Raw genomic sequence first — 7,142 nt, 5'->3', positions numbered from 1 at the left:
CCGCCTGTACAGGTTGGGGCCGGGAGGTAAATCTCCCGGCCCCAACCTTGTGCGTTGATCAGATGGAAATTTCGTTAGGGAACATCGATGTCAGCACGCTCCAAGATGACCTTCTTGGTGACTCCCAGCGCTGTCACGCTGTAGGAGATAGTGTCGTCGGAGTAGGTGAAGGTCTTGGTCTCGTCAGAGGATGCAAGAATTGCAGATCCGGTTTTTTCTGTATCGTTGACGGAATCCCACGTGTACGGTGTCTTCGAATCTGTCGGGGCAATGTAGCTACCCGCCCAGTACAGAGCGTCACTGTCGGACGTGTGCCAGTAGATCTCGATGGTGTCAGCGGTGACTCTAGCGATCTGGTAGCTGTCTTCGTTCGGGTTCTTTTCTTTCCAGGTGCCCGTCAGGTTCGCCGGTGTGGCCGGGGATTCGGTAGTAGGTGCGGCCGAGCTAACTGGCTGGTTTGGCGTGTTCGAAGCCGAGCTTTCAGTAGTGTTTGAGCATGCTCCGAGGGTAGCGAGTGCAATGATGCACGCTCCAGCAATGATCGCTTGTTTCATGGGTGCCTCCGTGGCAATTGATGCGTGATGGGGTCACGTGCCTGCGTGGATGATGACACCCTAACCTGAATAGTTAATGTGTAATTACTGTTGTGACGGCGTGTTGTTCTTACCCGTGAAGCAGTCTGAGAACGTGGAGGTATCCTCGTGGCCATTTTGTCGTTCGGAGTGCTGCAGTGCCTCCGGAAAGTGGTGGTGACGATGATGCGGATAGGTTACGAGCATGTGGATAGGTTAATAACCTATCCGTATCTGCATAACCTATCCGCAAGCGCACAACCTATCCGCATGAGCCAGCGTCACCGGGGAAACGGTCACCTATGTGCCGACGCGCTGCGGGCGGCGTCGATTGCCGCCTTCGATGTCTTCAGGTCGAGGCCGGTGCGGTCCTTGTAGGTCTTGACGGCGTTGATCATCCTGCCGTCGGCGATCAGCTGGAGCTCCACCGCGTTCAGCTCCGGGAGCGAGGCTGAGGCCGGGGAAGAGGGAGCAGGAACCGGGGTGGGGGCTGCTGCCTCGAACGTGGGGGAGGCGGATCCGGCGAGAGCCGTGACCCCGGCGTCCGCATAAGCGGCACGCAGTCGTGCCTCGAGGTTCGCGACCTGTTCCTTCAGCTGGCGGTTTTCGGCGCGTAGCTCTTCGATTTCGCTGGCCTGACCAAACCACTTACCCATGTGTTGCCTCCTTGAGGGAAAACCTTGATGGAAGCAATCCTATCCGTCTTCGCGGACCCGGTGCCGACGAGCGGCCTGCGGCGAATACGAAGGTTCCCGGAGAAACCCGCCCCGGCCTCGTCGATGACGACGCGCGAACTGTGCGCGACAACGCGCCGTGACCGGCGGAACAAGCCGCCTGCCGCGCCCGGCCCGGTAAAATAGCGAAGACACTGCGAGCAGCGGAGGAAACATGGCAGGCGAATCGTTCTTCGGGCAAGACCCCACCCACGAGGACCAGCAGGGCGGCATCCCGGCCGACCTGATCCCGTACCTGGAAGCGGCTGACGAGGTCGAGGAGACCGAGGCGGGGGAGGGAACCGACCCTCAGGCTGAGGAGGGCGAACGCGAGGCCGCGCTGCGCGCACTCGTCGAGCACTCGTTGCTGCTGGGCCCCGACCCGTCCGTCCTCGCCGAGATCGAGGGCGAGGTGGACGAGGAGTTCGCCGACGACGCCGCCGAGGCACGCGACGAGCGCGCCTCCCACGAGGCAGCGCTGGCCAAGGCTGAAGATGAGGTCGCGCTGGATGCCCGCGTGCAGGAGATCTACCAGTCCATCGTCGCGCGCGCACCCGAGCATGACATCGACCCCACGCTCGACCGCGTGAAGCTTGCCTTGGACATCCTGGGCGACCCGCAGAACTCCTACCCGTCGATCCACATCACGGGCACGAACGGCAAGACCTCTACGTCTCGCATGATCGACTCGCTGCTCACCGCTTTCGGCATGAAGACGGGCCGCTTCACGAGCCCGCACCTGCTCGACGTGCGCGAGCGCATCTCGCTCGAGGGCCACCCGATCACGCGCGAGGGCTTCATACGCGCATGGGAGGACATCGCCCCCTACGTCGGCATGGTCGACGAGCGCAGCTCGCAGGAGGGCGGCCCCCGTCTGTCCTTCTTCGAGGTGTTCACAATCATGGCGTACGCGGCCTTCGCCGACTACCCGGTCGACGCCGCCGTCGTCGAGGTCGGCATGGGCGGGCGCTGGGACGCCACGAATGTCATCGACGCGGGCGTCTCCGTCATCACGCCGATCGCCCTGGACCACACGAAGTGGCTCGGCTCCACGATCGAGGAGATCGCGCGCGAAAAGGCCGGTATCATCAAGCCCGGCCAGGTCGTCGTCATCATGAAGCAGGAGGAGGAAGTCCTCGACATCCTCCTCGAGCAGGCGCGCTCCGTCGACGCGATTGCCCGCGTTGAGGGCCGCGACTTCGAGGTCGTGGATCGTCAGATGGGCGTCGGCGGCCAGATGGTTACGATCCGCACGCCCTCTGCGGTCTACGAGGACGTGTTCGTCCCGCTGTTCGGCGAGTATCAGGCGCACAACGCGGCGGCGGCCCTCGTCGCCGTCGAGGCCTTCATGGGCGGCCGCGGCCTGGACGGTCGCATCGTCGAGCAGGGCCTCATGAACGCCTCCAGCCCGGGACGCATGCAGGTCGTGCGTCATTCGCCCACGATCATCGTGGACGCCGCGCACAACCCTGCGGGTGCGGCCACCCTGCGCGAGGCCGTGGAATCTTCCTTCGGGTTCGCGCGCATCGCGGGCGTGTACGCGGCGATGGGGGACAAGGACGTCGAGGGCGTCCTGTCCGAGGTCGAGCCCTTCATCGATCACCTGGTCGTCACGCAGATGCCGGGCGAGCGAGCGGCCGACATTACGCGCCTCGCCGAGATTGCCGAGGAGGTCTTCGGTCCCGACCGGGTAGACGTGCGCGAGTCGCTGGCGGACGCGGTCGATCGTGCAGCCGAGATTGCCGAGGCCGGGGCCGAGCCCGCGGATCGCAGCGGAGTTCTCGTGTTTGGCTCGGTCATGCTGGCCGGGGAAATGCTGGCCCTCGCCGGTCACAGCCCACGCTAGGATGTAACCCAACCAAGGCGGCCGCATCGTGGCGGCCGCCACGGTTGGGATTTCGTGCTCAAAGGTGGCACGATTGATCACGCATACAAGTACAGATGAGCAATGTGCAAGGAGGCATCATGAAGAAGCTCGTCAATGACGTCCACGCCGTCGTCCGCGAAACCCTCGAAGGTTTCGCCCTGGCCCACCCCGACCTCGTCGATGTCCATTACTCGCCCGACTTCGTGACCCGTCACGTCCCCAAGGCTGAGGGCAAGGTCGGCCTCGTCTCCGGCGGCGGATCCGGACACGAGCCCCTGCACGCGGGCTTCGTCGGCGAAGGCATGCTGGATGCGGCCGTGCCCGGTGCGGTCTTCACGTCGCCCACCCCCGACCCGATCCTGGAGGCCACGAAGGCCGCCGACCACGGCGCGGGCGTCCTGCACATCGTCAAGAACTACACGGGCGACGTCCTTAACTTTGAGACCGCCGCCGAGCTGGCCGACATGGAGGACATCAAGGTCTCGTCGGTCGTCGTCAACGATGATGTCGCCGTCGAGGACTCCCTCTACACGGCGGGGCGCCGCGGCGTCGCCGGAACGATCTTCGTCGAGAAGATCGCGGGCGCTGCCGCCGAGCGCGGCGACTCCCTCGAAGAAGTCACCCGCATCGCCACCAAGGTCAACGACCAGACCCGCTCCATGGGCCTGGCCCTGGGCCCCTGCACCGTGCCCCACGCCGGTAAGCCCTCCTTCGACCTGGGCGAGGACGAGATTGAGCTGGGCATCGGCATCCACGGCGAGCCCGGATACCGCCGCGGTTCCATGGAGCCCGCCGACAGCCTCGTCGCCGAGCTCTACGAGCGCGTGCGCGAAGACCTGGGCCTGACCGACGGCGAGCGCGTCGTCGCCCTCGTCAACGGCATGGGCGGCACCCCCGTCTCCGAGCTCTACATCTGCTTCCGCGCCCTCGCAGCCCTGCTGAAGAAGGACGGCATCGAGATCGCCCGCCAGATGGTCGGCAACTACGTGACCAGCCTGGAGATGCCAGGCGTCTCCGTGACCCTCATGCGCGCCGATGACGAGCTCCTCGAGCTCTTCGACGCACCCGTGAACACGGTCGCCTGGAAGTAAGCAGCGAAGCAGGACAAGGAGAAACACGATGAGCCTAGATGCAGCGTGGGCACTGCGGTGGATTGAGCTGGCAGCGGCGGACGTCGCTGAGCAGCGCGACTACCTGGTGGACCTGGACCGAGCCATCGGGGATGGCGACCACGGCGAAAACATGGACCGCGGATTCAAGGCCGCCGTCGAGGCACTGGGACAGGCCCAGCCGGGCAGCGTCGCCGAGGTCCTCAAGACGGTTGCCAAGACCCTCATGTCCACGGTCGGCGGCGCCGCCGGGCCCCTGTACGGGACGGCGTTCCTGCGCGCATCGAAGGCCGCCGGTGACGGTGAACTCGACGGCGCGGGCGTGGCAGCGGTGATCGCGGGCGCGCTCGATGGAATCCAGGCCCGAGGCAAGGCCACCACGGGCGAAAAGACCATGGTGGACGCGTGGACGCCCGCCCTCGAGGCCGCCCGCGCGGCCGCCGAGGCCGGTAGCGATCCTGCGGCCGTCCTCGAGGCCGCAGCTACCGCCGCCGAGGCCGGAGCCGCCGCGACGGAACCCATGCGGGCCACGAAGGGACGCGCCTCATACCTGGGCGAACGCTCCATCGGACACCTCGACCCGGGTGCCGTGTCCACCTCCCTCATCCTGCGCGCCGCCGTGCGCGCAGCGGGCGAGGCCGACGCGGCATGAGCGTGCGCGTTTCCTACGTCATCGTCTCCCACTCGGCCTCTCTGGCCAACGGAGTCTGCGAGCTGGCCGCCCAGATGGCCCCCGACGTGCACTTCGAGGCTGCAGGAGGCACGGACGACGGCCGCATCGGCACCTCCTACGAGCTCGTGGAGACGGCCCTCGAGGCCGCCCTTGCCGCCGTGGACGGTGAGGGCAGCGGCGTCATTGTCCTGACCGACCTTGGCTCGGCCACGATGACCGTCGAATCCGTCATCGACATGAGCGATGAGCCCGAGCGCGTGCGTTTTGTCGACACCTGCCTCGTCGAAGGGGCCGTCGCATCCTCCGTGCGGGCCCAGCTCGGCGAAGACCTTGACCAGGTCGCCGCCGTTGCAGCCGCCCTGGCCCCCCGCGTGGACGACGTGCCCGCCCAGGAGGCACCCAGCCCCGCTCCCGCGAAGCTCAGCGGGGGAGGGGCCCCGGCCTCGTCGACGTGGGCGCAGGGGGACGCGGTCGTTGCAGACCCCGTTGGCCTGCACGCGCGACCCGCCGCCGCCTTCGTGCGCCTGGCGGGCACCTTCAACGCCGAGGTCACGGTCAATGGGGCGGACGGCGGGTCGGTCCTGGAGCTCATGGCCCTGGGTATTACCCAAGGTCAGAGCGTCCACATCGAGGCAAATGGGGCAGACGCCACAGCGGCGGTCGCGGCCCTGACAGATATGCTGGAAAGCGCAACTGAGCAACCCTCATCATCAAAGGAGACAATGTGAGCGCTAAGAGTGTTCTGCTGGAGCCCCAGCACCTTCTCGACCCCACCCTGGAGCACACCCTCATCGTCGTGAAGCCCGACGGCTACGCGCGCGGCCTGACCGGTGAGATCCTGCGCCGCATCGAGGCCAAAGGCTACACGATCAAGGGCCTCAAGCTCATGATCGCCTCCCGCGAGCTGCTCGCCGAGCACTACGCCGACCACAAGGACAAGCCCTTCTTCGAGGGCCTCCTGGAGTTTATGAGCTCCGGCCCGGTCGTCGCCATCATCGTCGAAGGCCAGCGCGTCGTCGAGGGCATGCGCGTCCTCATGGGGTCGACCGACCCGACGACGGCCCCCGCGGGCACGATCCGCGGAGACCTGGGTCGCGCGTGGAACAGCCCCCACATGGAGAACCTGATCCACGGCTCGGACTCTGTGGACAACGCAACGCGCGAAATCTCCCTGTGGTTCCCGGAGATTTACTGAGACACGGCTAACCTGCAAGGGTGTACCTCAAAAACCTGACGCTGCGGGGCTTTAAGTCCTTCGCCAGTGCGACCACGCTCGCCCTCCAACCGGGCATCACGTGCGTCGTCGGCCCCAACGGGTCGGGTAAATCCAACGTCGTCGACGCTCTCGCCTGGGTCATGGGCGAGCAAGGTGCCCGCGCGCTGCGCGGCGGGAACATGGCGGACGTGATTTTCGCGGGGACATCTGGGCGCGCGGCGTTGGGGCGCGCCCAGGTGGACCTGACGATTGACAACACCGACGGGCTGCTCGACATCGAGTATTCCGAGGTGACGATCAGCCGCACCCTGTTCCGCGGGGGCGGCTCCGAATACTCCATTAACGGCACTCCGGCGAGGCTGCTGGACGTGCAGGAGCTCCTCTCCGACACGGGCATGGGCCGTCAGATGCACGTCATCGTCGGCCAGGGGCAGCTCGACGCGATTCTGTCCTCGACGCCCGAGGAGCGTCGCGGGTTCATCGAGGAGGCCGCGGGCGTCCTCAAGCATCGTCGGCGTAAGGAGCGCGCGCTCAAGAAGCTGGCCGACATGGACGCGAACCTCGTGCGCGTCCTGGATCTGACGAATGAGATTCACCGCCAGCTGGGTCCTTTGGCGCGCCAGGCGAGGGTTGCTCGTCGCGCGTCCCTCATTCAGGCGCGCGTACGTGACGCGAAGGCCCGCCTGCTCGCCGACGACCTGGCGTCTGCGCTGTCGAAGCTGTCCGTGCTCGAGGCATCGGACGAGTCGGCCGAAGCCCGCCGGGCCTCGCTCGAGGATCAGATAGCCGCCGCGCGCGCCGAGTTGTCACGCCTGGAGGAAGCCGAACGGGCGTCCTCGCCGGCACTCGAGCAGGCATCCTCCGACTGGCAGGCGCTGACCACGATCACCGAGCGCCTACGCGGCACACTCATGGCCGCGACCCAGAAGGTTGCGTTGCGGGCGACCCCCGAGCTGCCCCCGGGCGGCGAGGACCCCGACGTGCTCGACGAG

8 protein-coding genes are annotated in these 7,142 nt (G+C 66.4%); 6 read left to right on the top strand and 2 right to left on the bottom strand.

The window, feature by feature from the left end:
- Nucleotides 1–74 precede the first annotated feature (74 nt).
- Together HMPREF1137_RS02615 and HMPREF1137_RS02610 are read right to left on the bottom strand one after the other, a co-directional pair.
- Complete coding sequence (locus HMPREF1137_RS02615; RefSeq protein WP_007588590.1) at nt 75–554, bottom strand: hypothetical protein; 480 nt, start codon at nt 552–554, stop codon at nt 75–77.
- A gap of 314 nt (nt 555–868) precedes the next feature.
- Complete coding sequence (locus HMPREF1137_RS02610) at nt 869–1,228, bottom strand: hypothetical protein (protein WP_007588592.1); 360 nt, start codon at nt 1,226–1,228, stop codon at nt 869–871.
- Between the two features lie 232 nt (nt 1,229–1,460).
- Here HMPREF1137_RS02610 and HMPREF1137_RS02605 point away from each other — a divergent pair, with 232 nt between their 5' ends.
- The 6 genes from HMPREF1137_RS02605 to HMPREF1137_RS02580 all read left to right on the top strand — a co-directional run.
- Nucleotides 1,461–3,131: a bifunctional folylpolyglutamate synthase/dihydrofolate synthase gene (locus HMPREF1137_RS02605; protein ID WP_007588602.1), complete on the top strand. Its 1,671-nt coding sequence runs from the start codon at nt 1,461–1,463 to the stop codon at nt 3,129–3,131.
- Between the two features lie 119 nt (nt 3,132–3,250).
- Entirely contained in the window at nt 3,251–4,243 is a 993-nt protein-coding gene (dhaK, locus tag HMPREF1137_RS02600; RefSeq protein WP_007588615.1) for a dihydroxyacetone kinase subunit DhaK, read from the top strand.
- A 28-nt stretch (nt 4,244–4,271) separates the two neighbouring features.
- Nucleotides 4,272–4,913 (top strand): dihydroxyacetone kinase subunit DhaL, encoded by a 642-nt coding sequence (gene dhaL, locus HMPREF1137_RS02595; protein WP_007588604.1) that lies wholly within the window; start codon nt 4,272–4,274, stop codon nt 4,911–4,913.
- A complete protein-coding gene (gene dhaM / locus HMPREF1137_RS02590) occupies nt 4,910–5,662 on the top strand; it encodes a dihydroxyacetone kinase phosphoryl donor subunit DhaM (RefSeq protein WP_007588613.1) in 753 nt (250 codons plus the stop codon). Before dhaL ends, dhaM begins: the two co-directional genes overlap by 4 nt.
- Nucleotides 5,659–6,129 carry a nucleoside-diphosphate kinase gene (gene ndk, locus HMPREF1137_RS02585; protein WP_003792595.1) on the top strand — a complete coding sequence of 157 codons (471 nt, stop codon included), beginning with the start codon at nt 5,659–5,661 and terminating at the stop codon, nt 6,127–6,129. The genes dhaM and ndk overlap by 4 nt, the downstream gene beginning before the upstream one ends.
- Nucleotides 6,130–6,149: 20 nt before the next feature.
- A partial coding sequence (locus HMPREF1137_RS02580; RefSeq protein WP_007588589.1) for a chromosome segregation SMC family protein occupies nt 6,150–7,142 on the top strand: 993 nt, incomplete at its 3' end.

The organism is Actinomyces sp. ICM39 (genome assembly GCF_000282935.1).
GTDB classification, from domain to species: domain Bacteria; phylum Actinomycetota; class Actinomycetes; order Actinomycetales; family Actinomycetaceae; genus Pauljensenia; species Pauljensenia odontolytica_B.
The sequence above is the reverse complement of the archived record's forward strand: the minus strand, read 5'-3'. Positions and strand labels throughout refer to the sequence as shown.

What these genes read in the sequence shown, in the direction of transcription:
- HMPREF1137_RS02615 (WP_007588590.1), bottom strand. Translation starts at nt 554, where the DNA reads ATGAAACAAGCGATCATTGCTGGAGCGTGCATCATTGCACTCGCTACC.
- HMPREF1137_RS02610 (WP_007588592.1), bottom strand. Translation starts at nt 1,228, where the DNA reads ATGGGTAAGTGGTTTGGTCAGGCCAGCGAAATCGAAGAGCTACGCGCC.
- HMPREF1137_RS02605 (WP_007588602.1), top strand. Translation starts at nt 1,461, where the DNA reads ATGGCAGGCGAATCGTTCTTCGGGCAAGACCCCACCCACGAGGACCAG.
- dhaK (WP_007588615.1), top strand. Translation starts at nt 3,251, where the DNA reads ATGAAGAAGCTCGTCAATGACGTCCACGCCGTCGTCCGCGAAACCCTC.
- dhaL (WP_007588604.1), top strand. Translation starts at nt 4,272, where the DNA reads ATGAGCCTAGATGCAGCGTGGGCACTGCGGTGGATTGAGCTGGCAGCG.
- dhaM (WP_007588613.1), top strand. Translation starts at nt 4,910, where the DNA reads ATGAGCGTGCGCGTTTCCTACGTCATCGTCTCCCACTCGGCCTCTCTG.